Raw genomic sequence first — 18,297 nt, forward strand, 5'->3', positions numbered from 1 at the left:
CTCGCTTCGCGCGTACATTGTCGTCCCGAATCGGGCCGGGCGGTTCCAGGTTGTACGCGGCGGGTGGCGCGCTATCCATCGCCCTGCCAGATCAATCGAACGGAGAGCAAAATGAGCACGTCGACAAGCACGGCCAGCTGGAAGGCTTCCGGTCATTGCGGTGCGATACCGTTCGAAGTCGATCCCGGCTGCCTGGAGGGCGTGGACGTCTGCGCGCTCGAAGCGCCGGTTGCCGACGGTGCCAGCCTTTCCGTAGCGGAGGACGCGTGAAACGCCTGCTCGCCATGCTGTTCTTCGCGGCGAGTGGCCTGGCTGCGGAGATTGTGCATCCGGTGTACTGTTCGTGCATCGCGGAAACCCGTTCACGCCTCGCGCGCAAGGAGAAAAACACCAATGACGGAGAAGATGGATCACGTTCTGATCGTCGATGACGATCGCGGCATACGTGAGTTGGTCGGAGCCTACCTCGAGAAGAACGGCATGCGCGTGTCGCTGGCCGCGAACGGCCGCGAAATGCGCTCGGTTCTGGAGGGCGGTGCGCCCGACCTGATCGTGCTCGACCTCATGATGCCCGGCGACGACGGGCTCGTGCTGTGCCGCGAACTGCGCGCGGGCAAATTCCGCGCCGTGCCCGTGGTGATGCTCACCGCGCGCAACGAGGAGACGGATCGCATCGTGGGCCTCGAAATGGGCGCCGACGACTACCTGCCCAAGCCCTTCGCCGTGCGCGAACTGTTCGCGCGTATCCGCTCGGTGCTGCGCCGCACACGCATGCTGCCACCGGGCATGGAAGTGAGCGAGTCGGCACAACTGCTCGCGTTCGGCGACTGGCGGCTCGACACCACCGCGCGGCACCTGCTCGACGCCGAGGGGACGATCGTCGCGTTGAGCGGCGCGGAATACCGGCTGTTGCGTGTATTTCTCGACCATCCGCAGCGCGTGCTCACGCGCGACCAGCTGCTGAGCCTCACGCAGGGCCGCCAGGCCGACGCGTTCGACCGCTCGATCGACCTGCTCGTGAGCCGGCTGCGCCAGCGCCTGCGTGACGAGGCGCGCGAGCCGCGTTACATCAAGACGCTGCGCAGCGAGGGGTATGTGTTTTCCTCGGCGGTGACCACGGTCGAGGCGCCGGAGTAACGCCGGTCCGGGTCAGGGCGGCCCGCGTCAGGGTTGGCCGAAGAAGCGCAGCAGTTCTTCGGCCACGGCTGCGGGCTGCTCCTCCGGCAGGAAGTGACCGCACCAGGCGATCGTCGCGCCTCGCACTTCATCGGCGTAGTCGCGCAGCGGACCCGCCATGTCCGCAATCGAGCCCTGATCGGCGCTCAGCGCGAGAATGGGCATTCGCAATTTCCCGCGCGTGCTCAACTCACGATTCTGGCGCGCCGAAACATCGGCCGCGCGATAGTAGGCCAGCCCCGCGCGCAATCCGCCTTCCCTGGTGAATACGCGCAGATATTCGTCGATATCGGCATCCGCGAAGGTTTGCGGATTTGCCGTCTTGCGGCGCAAAAACCACTCCAGATACGCGCGCTCCTTGCCCGCTATCAGCAACTCCGGCAGATCGGGAACCGCATGGAAGGCGAAGTGCCAGGTGCGCCACGCGCGCTCGGGCGCGACGGGCAGCGCTTCCGGTAGCGTGATGCCCGGAATGCCGGCGTCGAGCAACGCGAGCTTCGACACTTCGTCGCCGAATAGCGCCGCATAAGGGTAAGCGACCCATGCGCCGACGTCGTGGGCGGCCAGGCGGTAGCGGCGTACTTCGAGCTTTTCCAGCAATGCATGCAGCGAAGTGGCAAGCGACTGCGTGTCGTAGCCGCCTTGCGGGCGATCCGAATCGCCCTGGCCCGGCAGGTCGGGCGCGATCACACGGTATCGCGCGGCAAGGAGCGGCATGACCTTGCGCCACGCGAACCAGCTTTCCGGATAGCCGGCCAGCAGAACGACTGTTTCGCCATCCTTATTTCCTCCGATTACGTAGTGGAGTCGTATGCCTTCGATGGTCGCGAAGCGATGCGTGAAACCGGGCAGGATGGGGTCGGCCAGCGAGACTGGACCGTGGTCGATGATGTGTGGGGCCCTGTTCATGACTTTAAGCTCCTGTGGGTGCAGAGGAATATCGGCATAGATTGGAAATAATCATTTCCAAATTGGCCAAAAAAATTTCAACGCAGCAAACGCATGGCTTCTTCAGCGGCGGCCAGCATGTCGCGCTGCGTGCGGCCGGATTTGCCGATCAAACGAAAACCGTGGAGCAGGGCGAGCAACGTGCGCGCCATGGCCGGGACGTGGATTTGCGGGGCAACCGAACCGTCTTTCTGGCCTTGCTGGAGAAGTTCGCGCAGCATCTCTTCGGTGCGCCGCATCGTGGTTTCGATGCGCGTGGCGATTTCGTCGTCGAAAGTGGCGAGCGCCGTTGCGCTCGATACGACGAGGCACCCGCGCCGGCCCTCGGTGCCATGGGACGATTCGGCGTAGAAGAGGAGGATTACGCGGATCTTCTCGCTTGCTTTGGACTGCTTGTCGAGTCGGTGGCGCAATTCGGCGTTGCGCGTGGTGACGTAGTGATCGAACGCGGCGAGAAAAACACCGCGCTTGTCGCCGAACGCTTTGTAGAGGCTGCCTGCGGTCAGCCCCGTTGCTTCGCTGAGGTCGCCTACGGAAGTAGCGTGGTAGCCGCGCTCGCGGAATACGCGCTCGGCGCCGTCCACGACGGTTTGCATGTCGAATTCGCGTGGGCGGCCGGGGCTGCGGGCCACGGGTTGGGACGGGGACTCGGATGTCATGGGGGGGATTATAGGAAATGTTCGTTTCCTAATCAACAGCCCCATTTCAAACACCCTCACTCCACACTCTCCCCCCGCCCCTTATGCTGCGCCGCGAGCCTTTCCTGGTGCGTCGGCGGCACCGGATCATAATGGCTTAGCTGAATGCTGTAATTCCCATGCCCGCCCGCGAGCGAATTCAACCGCGACTGATAATCGTTGAGTTCGGCTAGCGGCACCTTTCCCGCAATGACCATGGCCTGCCCGCCCATCGTGCGCGTGCCATGCACCTGCCCGCGCCGCGAAGAAAGATCGCCGATGATGTCGCCCATCGCGGCTTCGGGCGTCATCACTTCGATATCGACAATCGGTTCGAGCACGATAGGCTGAGCCTTCAAAACCGCATCGATAAACGCCTTGCGCCCCGCGGTAACGAACGCCACTTCCTTGGAATCGACCGGATGGTGCTTGCCGTCGTACACGATCACGCGCACGTCCTGCATGGGAAAGCCCGCGAGCGGCCCGCTGTCGATCACCTGCAAGATGCCCTTTTCCACCGCAGGCATGAACTGCGAAGGAATCGCGCCGCCTTTCACGGCATCCACGAATTCGAATCCCGCACCGCGCGGCAACGGCTCGACGCGCAACATGACTTCGCCGAACTGGCCCGCGCCGCCCGTCTGCTTTTTGTGACGGCAATGGCCCTCGGCTTTGCCGCCTATCGTCTCGCGCCACGCAATCGTAGGCGGCCGCGTCACGACTTCGAGCTTGTACTGATCGGTGAGTCGCTCCAGCATATAGCGCAAGTGCAGTTCGCCCAGCCCACGGACAACGGTTTCGTTAGTGCCTTCGGGGTGATCGATCTGCAGGCAGGGATCTTCCGCCGCGAGCTTTTGCAGCACTTCCCACACGCGTTGTTCGTTGCCAGGCCGCGCCGGCTCGATAGCGAGACCGTAAATCGGATTAGGAAACGCGGGCGGCGTGAGGTGGATGTTGCCGTCCTCGGGCGCGTCGTGCAGCACGGCGTCGAAGCCGATGTCGTCGGCCTTCGCCACCGCGCAGATATTGCCGGGCCCCGCTCGCTGCACCTCCGTATGCTCCTTGCCCTGCAGCATCAGCAGATGCGCCACCTTGAACGGCTGCCGCGCGTTGCCGATATAAAGCTGACTGTCGCGCGTCACCGTGCCCTGATGAATGCGAAACACGGCCACCTTGCCGATATACGGGTCCATCACGATCTTGAACACATGCGCGAGCACGTGCTTGTCGGCATCCGGCTCGGCGTGCACGGGCTCCTTACCTTCCTTGCCGTCCAGCTCGCGGTAGAACAGCGGCGGATTGCCCTCGGTGACATTGGGCAGGAGCTTCACGAACACCTCGAGCAGTTGCGCGATGCCTGCACCCGTCGCCGTGGACGTGAAGCACACCGGCACGAGATGCCCTTCGCGCAACGCGCGTTCGAACGGTGCGTGCAGTTGCTCGGGGCTGATGGCTTCGCCTTGTTCGAGGTACAACTCCATCAACTCGGGATCGAGTTCGATCACCTGGTCCACGAGCGCGTTGTGCGCGGCCTCCACCGAATAAAAATCGGCCTCGCCAGCTGGATTGAAAAAGCAGTCCACCACTTCGCGGCCACCCTGCGCAGGCAGATTGATCGGCAGGCAGGTCTTGCCGAAGGTCTCCTGGATCTGCTCGAGCAGTCCCGGCAAATCGACCTTTTCCGCGTCAATGCCGTTCACGATGATCATCCTGCACAGCTTGCGCTGCTGCGCATACATCATCATGCGGGTCGTCGTCATCTCGATGCCGGTGCGCGCGTTGATGACGATGGCCGCCGTTTCCACCGCGGGCAGCGCGCTCATCGACATGCCGGCGAAGTCGGGGTAGCCGGGTGTGTCGAGCAGGTAAATGCGCGTGTCCTCGTGGTCGAAATGAGCGATGGCGGAATTGAGGGAGTGGTGGTACTTGCGTTCGAGGGGATCGAAATCGCAGAGGGCGGTGCCGCGATTCACGTTGCCTGGCGCATGCAGCGCGCCGCCCTGGTGCAGGAGCGCTTCGGCAAGCGAGGTCTTGCCGCAGCCGGCATGGCCGACCAGAGCGATCGTGCGGATGGCTTCGGGACTGTAATCCATTTGTCGACCCCTTTTTACGCGGGTTCATCCAGTGCGGCCTACCATCTTTCTGTCATTCCACTGTGTAATCAAGACGTTGTCAACGCGATCAGCCTGATTGGCTCCATTTTGATCCGACTGCTGCCAGGTATCCTGGTGGGCCAGGTGGCGGGTCAAAGTCTTGGGGGAATGCCCTATGCCCATGCTTACCGACCGCGTTACGCAACCTGAAACCCGACGATGGGCCGCTCACCGATAGTCAGGTACCCGGACTGATGATCCGCCCCAATGCCAACGGCGGCAAGTGGGCGTTGCGCTACGTGAGTCCTGCGACACGGAAGCGCCGTGAAATGGGATTGGGCGTGTACCCGTCTACGTCGCTGCGCGACGCCCGGGTGCGCGCGCCGGCGATGCGCAGGCAGACCGGTTACGCGCGCGTGCACGTTCGTACTGCTGCACACGGCTGTTCGCCCGCCCGAGGCGCGCGGCATGGAGTGGGACGAGAACCGTACGTGCAGGTTTCCCCACATACGGCTCGTGCACGGCAGGAAGCCTCTCACTGATGCCGGTTGTGTCAGCAACAACACAACCTTCGTTGCATCGCCGACTTATCCCGCCGATCGGCACAGCGCTGCTTCTTCCTGATTTACCCGATGTTCAAGCAACGCGCATCGTCGAAACTGCTGCGCCGCACCATCGCTCCTCCGCGTTTTCCCTGGCAGAAATAGCCGTTGACAAGCCAGTGCCGGACTTCTATCTTTCGAATCACAAATGTGATTTGAGTGCACATTTGTGATTCGAGAAGCCAGGCAAGACAACACTCAGCGAAATAACGAAAAACCAGGAGACAACGCATGTTCAAGGAAAAAGCGGGGCTGCGGCGGGCCGTGGCCGTCTTGGCCGTGGCGGCTGCGGCGTTCGGCGCGATGTCGGCGGCGCAGGCGAAGGGGCTCAAGATCGGCTTCAGCCAGGTGACGTTGCAATCGCCGTTCTACGTGCAGTTGAAGGAAGGCGCGCAAGCTGCTGCTGCGGCGGACGGCGACGAGCTGATCTTTCTCGACGCCAATGGCGACGTGAACAAGCAGAACAACGACATCCAGGATCTGCTCACGCGCAAGGTCAACGTGCTGATCGTCGATCCCGTGAATCCCGACGCCATCGCGCCGTCGCTCGACGCCGCGAAGCGCGCGAACGTGCCGGTCATCACCGTCGATCGTGCTGTGCACGGCCAGGTTGCCGCGTACATCGGCCGCGACAACGTGAAGATGGGCGAACTGTCCGGCAAGGCGCTCGTGGCGGCGCTCAAGGCGAAGGGCGTGACGAGCGGCAAGATCGTCGAAATTCAGGGCGACGCGGGCGGCACGGTCATGATGGATCGCCGCAAGGGCTTCCATCAGGCGCTCGCGGGCACCGGCTTCAAGGTGGTCGAAGGCCCGTACAGCGAGTACATCCGCGCCAATGCCGTCACGGCGATGCAGGACTTGCTGCAGGCGAATCCCGACATGAAGGCCGTGTTCGCGCACAACGACGACATGGCGCTCGGCGCGATGCAGGTGCTTCAGGAAGGCAATCGCAAGGACGTGCTGGTCGCGGGCGTGGACGGCCTTTCGGAAGCGCTCAACGCGATCGGGAACGGCAACCAGTATGTGGCGACGTCGCTGAACGATCCGCGTTATCTGGGCGACATCACGATCCAGACGGCGCGCCAGGTCGTGGCGGGCAAGAAGGTGCCGGCGTTCGTCGACGCCGGCACGCAGGTCGTGACCAAGGCAAACGTGAAGCAGATCAACCACAGCGGCCTGTTCGGCGAATACCGCCCGAAGGTCTACTGAAATCGCGTCGGCCGCGCCTCGCGCGGCACGTTACCCGCGAGCCGGAACGCCTCGAAACCGGCTTCGCGGCTCCCTTTCCAGTCAAAGCGCAAGGAAACCATCGTGCGAGCAGCAGTCATGCATCGACCCGGCGATATCCGGATTGAAGAAGTGGAAAAACCCGTCGCGCGTGAAGGTCACGCTCTGGTGCGCGTGGCGGCGTGCGGCGTTTGCGGGTCGGACATCCCGCGCATGTTGAGCAAGGGCGCGCACGTCATGCCGCTCATCTGCGGCCACGAATTCTCGGGTTTCGTCGAGGCGCTGGGCGCGGGCGTGAGCGCGCTGGCCGTGGGCGATCTGGTCACGGTGCCGCCGCTCATTCCGTGTCTGAAATGCGATCAATGCCTGCGCGGGCATCCGTCGCGTTGTCTCGATTACGATTACTTCGGCAGCCGCCGCGACGGCGCTTATGCGGAGTTCGTGAGCGTGCCGCTCACCAATCTCGTGAAAGTGCCGCAAGGCATGGACCCGACCGCTGCGTCGCTGGTCGATCCCGCCGCCATCGCGATCCACGCGATCTGGCAAGCGGAGTTCCGCGCGGGTCAAACGGGCGCCGTGGTCGGTTGCGGCCCGATCGGCCTGTTCGCGATTCAGTGGATGAAGCTGATGGGCGCGAAGGACATCGTCGCCATCGACATCTCCGAAGAGAAGCTCGAAATGGCGCGCACGGCGGGCGCGACGCACACGCTCCTGAGCGGCCAGCCCGACGGCGCATTGCCGCGCTGCCATCTCATCATCGAGGCGGCCGGTCATCCGTCGTCGATCAACCAGTCGGTGCAGCTTGCGGTGGCCGGCGGCCATGTGGTGTTCATCGGCATTCCGACCGCGGATGTGTCCGTGACAATGAAGACGTTCTCGCATCTGCTGCGTCAGGAAGTGTCGCTGCATGGGGCGTGGAATTCGTTCTCGGCCCCGTTCCCCGGCGACGAATGGCGTGCCGCGATCGACAAGCTCAACGACGGCTCGCTGCGCTGGGACTTCATGATTACCCACGACCTGCCGCTCGAATCGCTGCCCGAAATGTTCCAGCATTTCGCCGAAAAGAAGGGCGCGGCGAAAGTTGTGTTCCGTCCATCCCGCACTCCTGCGTAATATGCCAATGACAAACCGCGCATAAGCGGCGCCAACGGTGTGACCGGCTCGGCCGGGAAACAGGAGGAGACAGGATGTCGTTATTGCTTGGGCTCGATTTCGGCACGGGCGGGGTGCGCGCGGGCTTGTACGACGCCCGCGCGCACAAGCTGCTGCGCGTGACCGAAGCGCGCTACGCCACGACGTATCCGCGCCCTGGCTGGGCGGAACAGTCGCCGCTCGCGTGGTGGCAGGCGGCGGGCGAGGCGTGCCGCGAGTTGATGGCGCTCGCGGGCAATCCAGCCATCGCGGGCGTGTGCGTGGCGACCACGTCGTCGACGGTGGTGGCCGCGCAGGAGGACGGCACGCCGCTGCGTCCCGCGCTGCTGTGGATGGATTGCCGCGCGGGCGAGGAGGCCAACGGCACGCGCGCCGTGCGTCACCCGATGATGAGCGAAGGCGGCGACGCTGTGGAGTGGCTGGTGCCGAAGGCGATCTGGCTCGCGCGCTATGAACCCGAGGTGTACGCGCGCGCGGCGCGCATCTGCGAAGCCGTCGATCTTGTGAATTACTGGCTCACGGGCCGCTGGGTCGCGTCGCAGCTCAACGCGACCTGCAAGTGGAATTACGATTCGGTGAATCAAACCTTTCCGCTCGATCTCTACGAGCGGCTGGGCGTGCCCGATCTCGCGCAGAAGCTGCCGCCCGAAGTGGTGCGCGTGGGCGCCCGCGTGGGCACGCTCACGGCGGCGGCGGCCGCGCATCTGGGCGTGAGCGGCGCGCCCGTGGTCGCACAAGGCGGCATCGACGCGCACATGGCCATGCTGAGCGCCGGCGCGACGCAGCCCGGCGACATGCTGTTCATCGGCGGCACCTCCATCGTGCAGCTCATGCACATTCCCGAACGCGTGGACGTGCCCGGCATGTGGGGACCCTATCCGAACGCGCTGATCGACGGGCCGTGGCTGCTCGAAGGCGGGCAGGTGTCGGCGGGCTCGATCCTGCACTGGCTCGCGCACCAGATGTTCGGTCTCGACGACGCCGGTCATCAGGCGCTGATCCGCGAAGCCTCGCAGATGGAGCCCGGCGCCACGGGCCTGCTCGTGCTCGATTACTGGATGGGCAATCGCACGCCGTATCGCTCGTCGGAACTGCGCGGCGCGATTCTCGGCCTCTCGCTCAACCACGACCGCAAGGACGTGTATCGCGCGTCGCTCGAAGCCATCGCGCTCGGCTCGGCGAATGTGCTGCACACGCTGCGCCAGTCGGGCATCGGCGTGCGGCGCGTGATCGCGGCGGGCGGCTTCCAGAAGAATCCACTCTGGCTGCGCGCCACCATCGACGCGACCGGGGTTCCGTTCGACGTCGTGGCGCACGACAATCTCACGCTGATCGGCGCAGCGGCTTCGGCTGCGTGCGCCGCAGGCGAATGCGCGCAACTGCGCGAAGCGGTGGAAAGCTTCGCGGCGCACGGCGAGCGCATGAACCCCGACATGGAAGCGTTCGAGCAATATCAGCGGCTGCTCGAGCGTTATCGCGAGGCGACCGATGCCGTCGGCCCGATCGTCTCGCGCCGGCCGCTGGAATTCGACTGCATCAGGACGGCTGCATGAACCAGGCTTCCAGCAACGACGCCTTGCCCGCGCGCCTCGGCACCGACGCCCAGCGCGAGGAACTGATGGCGCAAGTCGCCAAGCTCTATTACGACCTCGAAAAAACCCAGAACGACATCGCGAAGGAAACCGGCCTCACGCGCTGGCAAGTCGCGCGTCTTTTGCGCGAGGCGCGCGAGGTAGGCATCGTGCGCATCGAGATCATCCCGCGCACGCCGCGCCTGCCGCATCTCGAAGCGCAGTTGCAGCGCCGCTTCAATCTGCGCGAAGCCATCGTACTCGCCACCAACGGCGACGAAGACGTGCAGCTCAACGTCGTCACGCAGGCGGCGGGACGCTATCTTGCGGCGTTGCAGGCGCCGCTCGTGGGCGTGTCGTGGGGCCGCACGATGATGAAGATGGCGCAATGGCTGCCGCCGCGCTGGAACGACGGCGTGCACGTGGTGCTGCTCAACGGCGCGATCAATATCCGCAACGTGGCCGAGCAGACCAATAACGTGGCCGAGCGCTTCGCGCATGCGGGCAACGGTCACGCCACCTTGCTGCCGGTGCCCGCGATGCTCGGCAGCGAACGCACGCGCGAGGCCATCGAGCAGGACCACATCATCGCCGACGTGCTGCGTCTCGCCGAGGAAACGCCGGTGGCGTGCTTCAGTCTGGGCGAGCTTTCCGAGCGTTCGGTGCTGGTCGAGTCGGGTTACGTGGATGCCGCGATCATGCGCGATCTCGCGAAACGCGGCGCCGTGGGCGACATTCTGGGCCGCTTCATCGACGAGCGCGGCGAAATAGTCGCGCCCGAAATCGACAATCGCACCATCGGCCTGCGCCCCGAGAAACTGCGCGACAAGCCATATGCGATCGGCGTTTGCGTGGGCGCGGGCAAGCATCGCGTGGCGCGTGCGGCGGTGCGCGCGGGCTACGTGAACGTGCTCGCCACCGACGAAGCCACGGCGAACTTTCTCATGGAGCACGGCGATGAGTGATTACGTACTCGATGTGAGCCACGTCGCGAAGCGCTTTCCGCCCAATGTGGCCGCGCTCGTCGACGCCTCGCTGCAAGTGCGCCCCGGCGAGGTGCACTGCCTGCTGGGCGCGAACGGCGCAGGCAAGAGCACGCTGCTCAAGATCGTCGCGGGCGTGCATCGTCCCGACACGGGCACGATGGAAATCGACGGCCGGCGCGTGGATTTGCGCAGCCCGCACGAGGCGAGCGCGAACGGGATCGCCATGATCTACCAGGAACTCGACCTGATTGCGCAGATGACGGTCGAGGAAAACCTGCTGCTCGGGCACACGCCGCGCCGCTTCGGCATCGTCTCGCGCAAGAGGCGGCGCGTGCTCGCGGCGGCCGCGCTCGCTCGCGTGGGCGCCACTTTTCCGCTCACGGCGCGCGTGGAAACGCTGTCCATCGCCAATCAGCAGCTCGCGGCAATCGCGCGCGCGCTCACGGCTTCGGCGCGCATCGTCGTAATGGACGAGCCTTCGGCCGCGCTCAACGAAACGGAACTCGAAAAGGTCTTTCAGGTGATCCGCGAAATCACGGCCGACGGCGTGGCCGTGCTTTACGTGAGCCATCGCCTGAACGAGATTCGCGAGATCGGCGACCGCGTGACGGTGTTGCGTTCGGGCCGCACGGTGGAAACCTTCGACGTGGCCGCCGTCGACGAAGCCGCGCTCGTGAGCGCCGTGGTCGGCGACAGTCATGCGCTGCTCGAACGCGGCGAATTCGCGCCGCCCGAAGAAGCGTTCGCGCTGCGCGTGAAGCGGCTCGACGGTCCTGCCGGCTTGTCGATTCGCGATCTCGAAGTGCGGCGCGGCGAAGTGGTCGGGCTGGCGGGCCTGAACGGCGCGGGGCGCACGACGCTGCTCAAGGCGCTGTTCGGTGTGACGCGCGCGAGCGGCGACGTGGAGCTGTTCGGCGCGCCGTATCGCCCGCGCCACGCGCAGGATGCGATCCGGCGCGGCGTGGGACTCGTGCCCGAGAACCGCAAGACCGAGGGGCTGGTGCTCGACGCGCCGATCTATCGCAATGCAACGCTTGCGCGCATCCGGCGGCAACGCTGGCTTTCGCACCGGCGCATGAAGGCGCAAACGCAGCCCGTGCTGAAGCAGTTGCAAACGCGCTTCGGGTCGGTTGCGCAACCCGTGCGCCAGCTTTCGGGCGGCAATCAGCAGAAGGTCGTGGTGGCGAAGTGGATTCTCGACGGCGCGCAGTTGCTGCTGCTCGACGAACCGAGCCGCGGCCTCGACATCGGCGCAAAAGCGGACCTGTACCGGCTCGCGCGCGGTCTCGCGCAGGAAGGCGCAGCCATTCTCGTGGCCAGCAGCGAACTCGAGGAACTCTACGCGAACTGCAACCGCATATGGGTGATTCACGAAGGCAGGAATACCGTCTGTTTCGATCCGGCCGTGGCAACGAGCCGCGAGATCCAGCAGGCGACCATCACCGGGAGAAGGGCCTGAACATGGATACGACTTCGAAGGACATCATGCCGCCGGGCGGCGAGTCGCAGCGCAGCATCGGCACGCGCACGCTGATCGACTGGGCGCTGCGCTACAACTTCATCCTCATCTTTCTGCTTGCGGTAGGCATCGCCACGTCGCTGTCGAGCGACTTTCTCACCTTCGGCAACATCGCCAATCTGTTCCAGCAGGCGGCGGTGGTGGGCATCGTCGCGGTGGGCATGACGTTCGTGATTCTCACCGCGAACATCGACCTTTCGGTGGGCAGCCTTTCGGCGTTCGCAGGCATTGTCGTGGCCGTGCTGCTGCAAGGCGGCATGTCGCCGTGGCTCGCGGTGCCCATCTCGCTCGGCCTCGGTCTCGCGGCGGGCGCGCTGATGGGCGGCATCGCCGTGTATGGCAAGGTGCCCAGCTTCATCATCACGCTCGCGGGTCTGGTTTCGTTTCGCGGCGCGACGTTCCTGCTTTCCGACGGCTCGCCGATCGGCGGCTTGCCCGAAGGCTTCAGCGCGATCGGCTCGGCCATGGTGCCGCTCGTTCCCGGCACGACGCTCATGTTTCCGGTGATGGGTCTGCTGTTCATCGGCGTGGCGATCGTCGGCGGACTCGTGCTGCGCTACACCGTGTTCGGCGAATACGTGCTGGCGACAGGCGGCAACGTGGAAGCCGCGCGGCTCTCGGGCGTGCCGGTGCGCGCCGTGTCGATCGCCGTGTTCGCCATCTCCGGCTTGCTCGCGGCGTTCGGCGGCATCCTGCTCACCTCGCGCCTGCACATCGGCCAGCCGACATCGGCGCAAGGCATGGAGCTCGACGCCATCGCCGCCGTGGTGCTGGGCGGCACGAGCCTCTTCGGCGGCCGCGGCGGCATGCTCGGCACGGCGGTGGCCGTGATGCTGCTGCAAGTGCTGCGCAACATCTTCAATCTGGTGGGACTCGGCTCGTTCTATCAGATGACCATCACCGGCGTGATTATCGTGCTCGCCATTTTGCTCAACCGACTCATCGACCATTACGCGGGGCGCACATGACCGCCAGAGATCGCATGGATCGCCGACGCGCCCCGGCGCCGACGCCTTCCGCTTCCATCGACATTGTATCGGACCACGAATTACATCCGCCGCGCAACGCGGGCATGCCGCTCGCGCTCGACGCAGTGCTGCTGCCGCAGGTGAACGCGCCTGCCGCGCAGCGCCGCAGCGACTCGCTCGGCGCGCGCCGCTCGGTCAAGAAAGTGTGGCAGGCCGCGTGGCAGGTGAGGGCGATTCAATGCATCGACCTCACGACGCTCGCCGGCGACGACACGCCGGGCCGCGTGCGCCGCTTGTGCGCGAAAGCGCGCCGCCCGTTGCGCGACGACATCGTGAGCGCGCTCGGTCTCGAAGACGCGCCGCCCACGACAGGCGCCGTTTGCGTTTATCCGACCATGGTGCGCACAGCCGTGCAGGCGCTCGAAGGTTCGGGCATTCCGGTCGCATCGGTGGCGACGGGTTTTCCGGCGGGGCTCACACCGCTCAAGCAGCGTCTCGAGGAAATTCGCTATGCCGTGAGCGAAGGTGCGCGCGAGATCGATATCGTCATCACGCGCGAATACGTGTTGCTGCAAAACTGGAGCGCGCTTTACGACGAAGTGCGCCAGATGCGCGAAGCGTGCGGCGAGGCGCATCTGAAGGCGATTCTCGCTACCGGCGACCTGAAGACGCTGCGCAACGTGTACCGCGCGAGCATGGTCGCGATGATGGCGGGCGCCGATTTCATCAAGACTTCCACGGGCAAGGAAGATGTGAACGCCACGCTGCCCGTCAGCCTCGTGATGTGCCGCGCGATTCGAGACTACGAAGCGCTCGCCGGCTGCAGGGTGGGATTCAAACCGGCGGGCGGCTTGCGCACCGCGAAGGAAGCCGTGAACTGGCTCGTGCTCATGAAGGAGGAACTGGGCCATGCATGGCTCGACCCGGCGTTATTCCGTATCGGCGCAAGCTCGTTGCTCGCCGATCTCGAACGCCAGCTCGAACATTTCGTGACCGGACATTATTCGGCGCTGCATCGGCACAGCATGGCCTGACGCACCACTCTCGCGCATTGCTCAAGTCTTGACAGGACATCTTCATGAATCATTCATCAGCTATCCTAAAGGATATTTTGGCCACCATGGATTACGGTCCTGCGCCGGAAAGCGCCGATATCGTCCTCGCCTGGCTCGACCGGCATGAGCGGCGCTTCCCGCACTTCATCGACGGCGGGTTTGCCGCGCCCGCACAAGAGGCATGGTTCGAAGTGCGCAATCCCGCCGACGAAACGCTGCTCGCTCACGTGGCGCAAGGCAGCGCCGCCGACGTGGACGCCGCCGTGAGCGCCGCCCGCCGCGCGTTCGCTGGCTGGTCCGCGACGCCGGGCCACGAACGCGCGCGCCTGCTTTACGCGATTGCGCGCCACGTGCAGAAGCACGCGCGCTTTCTCGCCGTGCTGGAAACGCTCGACAACGGCAAGCCGATTCGCGAGTCGCGCGATATCGACGTGCCGCTCGTCGCGCGCCACTTCTATCACCACGCGGGCTGGGCGGAATTGCTCGCGAGCGAGTTCCCGCGCCACGAGGCACTGGGCGTGTGCGGGCAAATCATTCCGTGGAATTTTCCGCTGCTGATGCTCGCATGGAAGATCGCGCCCGCGCTTGCGGCGGGCAACACCGTGGTGCTCAAACCGGCCGAATTCACGCCGCTCACGGCGCTTGCGTTCGCGGAGATTTGCCGCGAAGTGGGCGTGCCGCCGGGCGTCGTCAACGTGGTGACGGGAGACGGCGAAACGGGCGCCGCGCTCGTGCAGCACGCCGATATCGACAAGATCGCGTTCACGGGTTCCACGGAAGTGGGCCGCGCGATTCGCCGCGCGACGGCGGGCACGGGCAAGAAGCTCTCGCTCGAACTGGGCGGCAAGTCGCCGTTCGTCGTGTTCGAGGACGCCGATCTGGACGCGGCCGTGGAAGGCGTGGTGGACTCGGTCTGGTTCAACCAGGGCCAGGTGTGCTGCGCAGGCTCGCGCATTCTCGTGCAGGAAGGCGTGGCGCAGGCATTCCACCACAAGCTCAGGACGCGCATGGGCAGCCTGCGCGTGGGCGATCCGCTCGACAAATCGACGGATATCGGCGCGATTGTCGCGCGCGTGCAACTCGAACGCATCGGCTCGCTCGTGGAGCGCGGCATTGCGGAAGGCGCAAGCTGCTATCAGGCGCCGTACGCCGCGCGCGAAACCGGCTTCTTCTATCCGCCGACTCTCGTCACCGAGGTGGAAACGTCGTCGGTGCTCGTGCGCGAGGAGATCTTCGGGCCGGTGGTGACATCGAGCACGTTTCGGACCTCTGAAGAAGCCGTGGCGCTCGCCAACGACACGCGTTACGGGCTCGCGGCTTCGGTGTGGTCCGAGAACATGACGCGTGCGCTGGCCGTGGCCGCCGCCGCGAAAGCGGGCGTGGTGTGGGTCAACAGCGCGAATCAGTTCGACGCGGCGGCGGGCTTCGGCGGCTATCGCGAGAGCGGTTACGGCCGCGAGGGTGGGCGCGAAGGCATGCTCGAATATCTCGTGGAAAAGGCTTCGCGCGGCGCGCGGGCCAACGCCGCTACCATACCGATGCCTGCGTTGATACCCACACCCGTGCCCGAGGCCCCGTTCGCGGGCGATGGCGTCGATCGCACGGCCAAACTGTATATCGGCGGCAAGCAGACGCGTCCCGATTCGGGCTACAGCTACGCCGTGCGCGACGCGCAAGGCAAGACGCTCGGCTTCGCCCCGCTCGGCGGCCGCAAGGACGTACGCAACGCCGTGGAAGCGGCGCGCAAGGCCGGTGCGTGGTCCTCGATGACGGGACATGCGCGCGCCCAGGTCGTCTACTATCTGGCGGAAAATCTCGCGGCCCGCAAGGATGCATTCACGTCGCTGCTGGCCGCGCACACGTCTTGCAGTGCCGGCGATGCCGCCACCGAAGTCGAGCGCAGCGTGCGCGCGCTGTTCCGCTATGCCGCGCTTGCCGATAAAGTCGATGGCCGTGTGCATTCCACCGTCACGCGCAACGTCACGCTCGCGATGAACGAGCCGTGGGGCGTGATTGGCATCGTCTGCCCGGATGCCGCGCCGCTCGCCGGATTGATCGCGCTGATTGCGCCCGCCATCGCACTCGGCAATCGCGTGGTGGCGGTGACCTCGCGCGCGCATCCGCTCGTCGCCGCCGACGTGTATGCGTGGCTCGAAACGAGCGATGTGCCGGGCGGCGTCGTCAATCTGGTCAGCGGGCCGGCGCCCGAACTCACGCGCGCGCTCGCGGGCCATCAGGACGTGGATGCGCTCTGGTATGCGGGCGAGGCGGCCGGGCTCGCGGCGGCGGAGGCGGAATCGGCGGGCAATCTCAAGCCGGTGTGGGCGAGCGCATTCGACGCCGCGCAGGACGTGTCGACGGCCAGCGAGGAATTTGCGCGGCGCGCGTTGCAGGTGAAAAACATCTGGGTGCCGTATGGCGATTGAGAACGCGGGCGGCGCCGTGCGCGCGGTGATCTTCGACATGGACGGCCTGCTGCTCGACACCGAAGGCATTTACACCGACGTCACGCAAACCATCGCGAGCCGCTTCGGCAAGGTGTTCGGCTGGGAGGTGAAGCAGCATACGATCGGGCGCGGCGCACGCGAACTCGCCGAATACGTGGTAGAGGCGCTCGCGCTGCCGATCACGGCCGACGAATTTCTCGCCGAGCGCGAGCCACTGTTGTGCGCGCAATTCGCGGCCGCGCCCGCGAAGCCGCATGCGGCGGCGCTCGTGCGTCATCTCGCGGCGCACGGCGTGCCCATTGCGGTGGGCACGAGTTCGACGCGCGCGTACTTCGATCTGAAAACGTCGCGGCATCGCGAGTGGTTCGCGCGGTTCGACGCGATCGTGACCGCCGACGACCCCGAGGTGCACGCGGCCAAGCCCGCGCCCGACATCTTTCTTGTCGCGGCGCGGCGGCTGGGCGTGGCGCCGCACGAAGCGCTCGTGCTCGAAGATTCGCCGTTCGGCGTGATGGCCGCGCGCGCGGCGGGCATGCGCGTGATAGCCGTACCCGACCCCGCGATGGACCGCGAGCGTTACGCGAGCGCGGACGCTATTCTCGATGCGCTCGACCGCTTCGACCCGGCCGCGTGGGGCTTGCCCGCGCGCTGAGCCTTACAAACCCAGATGAGCGAGCGATGCGCTGCAACGCCGGCCGCCGCGGCGAATGTCGCGTTGGACCATACGCTAGCGGCATCGCCAGCGGCGAACACGCCAGGAACGCTAGTCTGCTTCCAGTCGTCGCAGCGGATAACGGGGCCTATCGGACCTTCGTCGAACTCGCTGTGAATGCCCACCTTGCGGCGGCATTTCTGGAAGCCGAAGGTGACTGCAACAGGGCCGATGCGGGTCGTCATAGTGCATGCGCCACTGATTCGATCAGTGCTCGCAGCCATTGCTGCGCGAGATTGCCTTCGCTGCGCCGATGCCAGATTACGTGAAAGACGATCTCCGGCAGCGGCATGGGCGGTGCAAACAAGGCGAGCTTGTGGCCCGCGGGCGAATTGAGCGCGATCCGTTTCATGACCGTGGCGGTCATGCCCGTGCGCGCGACAACCGCCGGCACCGCGAACATTTGCGGTAGCGTCAGCGCGAGCGTGCGCTGCTTGCCCTGTTGCGCCAGCGCCTGATCCACCAGACCGTGCCGTTGCCCTTCGGGCGACACCAGCGCATGCGGCAGCGACAGATAGGTCTTCATGTTCATGCCGCGCCGCGCCGCCGGATGATGACTCGCGACGATCGTCACGAACTCGTCGCGCAGGATCGGACGCGTGAGGATCCGGCCCTCCGGGTGCGTGGGCAGCACACCGATGGCCGCATCGATCACGCCCGCGTCGAGCAGGTCCACGGCATGGTCGCGGTCATTGAAAGCATGCACGTTGATTGCGATCCCGGGCGCCTGTTCGCCGAGCGCTTCCAACAGCGCGGGCAGCAGCACGAACGCCGGGTAGTCCGACAATCCCAGGTTGAACGTGAGCACCGCCTCGCCGGGCACGAATGCCGGCTTCTTCACCAGGGTGGCTTCGATCTGCCGCAGCGCCTGCGAAACGGGATCAGCCAGTTCGCGTGCGCGCGGCGTGGGCAGCAGGCCATCCGCGCTGCGCAAAAACAGCGGATCGCCGAGGAGGGTACGAAGCCGGGACAACGCCGCGCTCATCGCCGGCTGACTCACGCCGACCTGCGTGGCCGCACGGGTGACATTGCGCTCGCTCATCAAGGCATCGAAGGCGGCGAGCAGGTTCAGATCGATTCCATGAAAATCCATAAACCGAATAGTGATTCATACAGGTTATTTGTTGGACGGATTTTACCGTGCGTCGCACACTCTCGTCGTTC

General features: G+C 65.4%; 18 protein-coding genes and 1 pseudogene. 14 read left to right on the forward strand and 5 right to left on the reverse strand.

Going from position 1 to position 18,297, the window contains the following annotated elements:
- Positions 1–111 precede the first annotated feature (111 nt).
- From BHE01S_RS39800 to BHE01S_RS11845, 3 genes are read left to right on the forward strand one after another with little or no spacing between them, the layout of a single operon-like run.
- Complete coding sequence (locus tag BHE01S_RS39800) at positions 112–270, forward strand: hypothetical protein (protein ID WP_407669499.1); 159 nt, start codon at positions 112–114, stop codon at positions 268–270.
- Positions 267–431, forward strand: a complete 165-nt coding sequence (locus tag BHE01S_RS38390) for a hypothetical protein (protein WP_167337679.1) — start codon at positions 267–269, stop codon at positions 429–431. The genes BHE01S_RS39800 and BHE01S_RS38390 overlap by 4 nt, the downstream gene beginning before the upstream one ends.
- Complete coding sequence (locus tag BHE01S_RS11845) at positions 394–1,137, forward strand: response regulator (RefSeq protein WP_042264062.1); 744 nt, start codon at positions 394–396, stop codon at positions 1,135–1,137. Before BHE01S_RS38390 ends, BHE01S_RS11845 begins: the two co-directional genes overlap by 38 nt.
- Before the next feature lie 27 nt (positions 1,138–1,164).
- Here BHE01S_RS11845 and BHE01S_RS11850 read toward each other — a convergent pair whose 3' ends face one another.
- The 3 genes from BHE01S_RS11850 to fusA form a co-directional block, all read right to left on the reverse strand.
- Entirely contained in the window at positions 1,165–2,085 is a 921-nt protein-coding gene (locus tag BHE01S_RS11850) for an alpha/beta fold hydrolase (RefSeq protein WP_042264063.1), read from the reverse strand.
- Between the two features lie 77 nt (positions 2,086–2,162).
- On the reverse strand, positions 2,163–2,828 hold the full coding sequence (locus BHE01S_RS11855) for a TetR/AcrR family transcriptional regulator (protein WP_322787293.1): 666 nt from the start codon (positions 2,826–2,828) through the stop codon (positions 2,163–2,165).
- An 11-nt stretch (positions 2,829–2,839) separates the two neighbouring features.
- Positions 2,840–4,894 carry an elongation factor G gene (gene fusA, locus BHE01S_RS11860; protein WP_042264067.1) on the reverse strand — a complete coding sequence of 685 codons (2,055 nt, stop codon included), beginning with the start codon at positions 4,892–4,894 and terminating at the stop codon, positions 2,840–2,842.
- Positions 4,895–5,100: 206 nt separating this feature from the next.
- On the opposite strand from fusA, the gene BHE01S_RS39805 reads away from it, so the two are divergent.
- From BHE01S_RS39805 to BHE01S_RS11905, 11 genes are all read left to right on the forward strand, one after another.
- On the forward strand, positions 5,101–5,436 hold the full coding sequence (locus tag BHE01S_RS39805) for an Arm DNA-binding domain-containing protein (RefSeq protein ID WP_157025322.1): 336 nt from the start codon (positions 5,101–5,103) through the stop codon (positions 5,434–5,436).
- Complete coding sequence (locus tag BHE01S_RS37725; RefSeq protein WP_157025316.1) at positions 5,436–5,669, forward strand: hypothetical protein; 234 nt, start codon at positions 5,436–5,438, stop codon at positions 5,667–5,669. The genes BHE01S_RS39805 and BHE01S_RS37725 overlap by 1 nt, the downstream gene beginning before the upstream one ends.
- A 58-nt stretch (positions 5,670–5,727) precedes the next feature.
- A complete protein-coding gene (locus BHE01S_RS11865; protein WP_042264069.1) occupies positions 5,728–6,705 on the forward strand; it encodes a substrate-binding domain-containing protein in 978 nt (325 codons plus the stop codon).
- A gap of 102 nt (positions 6,706–6,807) precedes the next feature.
- Positions 6,808–7,836, forward strand: a complete 1,029-nt coding sequence (locus BHE01S_RS11870; RefSeq protein WP_042264072.1) for a galactitol-1-phosphate 5-dehydrogenase — start codon at positions 6,808–6,810, stop codon at positions 7,834–7,836.
- 74 nt (positions 7,837–7,910) lie between these two features.
- A complete protein-coding gene (locus tag BHE01S_RS11875) occupies positions 7,911–9,428 on the forward strand; it encodes an FGGY-family carbohydrate kinase (RefSeq protein WP_042264074.1) in 1,518 nt (505 codons plus the stop codon).
- Positions 9,425–10,411: a sugar-binding transcriptional regulator gene (locus BHE01S_RS11880; RefSeq protein ID WP_042264075.1), complete on the forward strand. Its 987-nt coding sequence runs from the start codon at positions 9,425–9,427 to the stop codon at positions 10,409–10,411. The genes BHE01S_RS11875 and BHE01S_RS11880 overlap by 4 nt, the downstream gene beginning before the upstream one ends.
- Positions 10,404–11,891 (forward strand): sugar ABC transporter ATP-binding protein, encoded by a 1,488-nt coding sequence (locus BHE01S_RS11885; RefSeq protein WP_042264076.1) that lies wholly within the window; start codon positions 10,404–10,406, stop codon positions 11,889–11,891. Before BHE01S_RS11880 ends, BHE01S_RS11885 begins: the two co-directional genes overlap by 8 nt.
- Positions 11,892–11,893: 2 nt before the next feature.
- Positions 11,894–12,919, forward strand: a complete 1,026-nt coding sequence (locus tag BHE01S_RS11890; protein WP_084068767.1) for an ABC transporter permease — start codon at positions 11,894–11,896, stop codon at positions 12,917–12,919.
- Positions 12,920–12,933: 14 nt separating this feature from the next.
- On the forward strand, positions 12,934–13,953 hold the full coding sequence (gene deoC, locus BHE01S_RS11895) for a deoxyribose-phosphate aldolase (protein WP_084068768.1): 1,020 nt from the start codon (positions 12,934–12,936) through the stop codon (positions 13,951–13,953).
- Positions 13,954–14,039: 86 nt separating this feature from the next.
- Positions 14,040–16,400, forward strand: a complete 2,361-nt coding sequence (locus tag BHE01S_RS11900; RefSeq protein ID WP_042264077.1) for an aldehyde dehydrogenase family protein — start codon at positions 14,040–14,042, stop codon at positions 16,398–16,400.
- Positions 16,390–17,073, forward strand: coding sequence for an HAD-IA family hydrolase (locus tag BHE01S_RS11905; protein WP_042264079.1), 684 nt, complete (start codon positions 16,390–16,392; stop codon positions 17,071–17,073). Before BHE01S_RS11900 ends, BHE01S_RS11905 begins: the two co-directional genes overlap by 11 nt.
- A gap of 11 nt (positions 17,074–17,084) precedes the next feature.
- Here the strand turns inward: BHE01S_RS11905 and BHE01S_RS39810 are convergent.
- A pseudogene (locus BHE01S_RS39810) lies at positions 17,085–17,240 on the reverse strand (NAD(P)/FAD-dependent oxidoreductase); the annotation flags it as partial.
- A gap of 74 nt (positions 17,241–17,314) precedes the next feature.
- A complete protein-coding gene (locus BHE01S_RS11910) occupies positions 17,315–18,226 on the reverse strand; it encodes a LysR family transcriptional regulator (protein ID WP_042264081.1) in 912 nt (303 codons plus the stop codon).
- Positions 18,227–18,297 lie beyond the last annotated feature (71 nt).

Source organism: Paraburkholderia heleia NBRC 101817 (assembly GCF_000739775.1).
GTDB lineage: Bacteria > Pseudomonadota > Gammaproteobacteria > Burkholderiales > Burkholderiaceae > Paraburkholderia > Paraburkholderia heleia.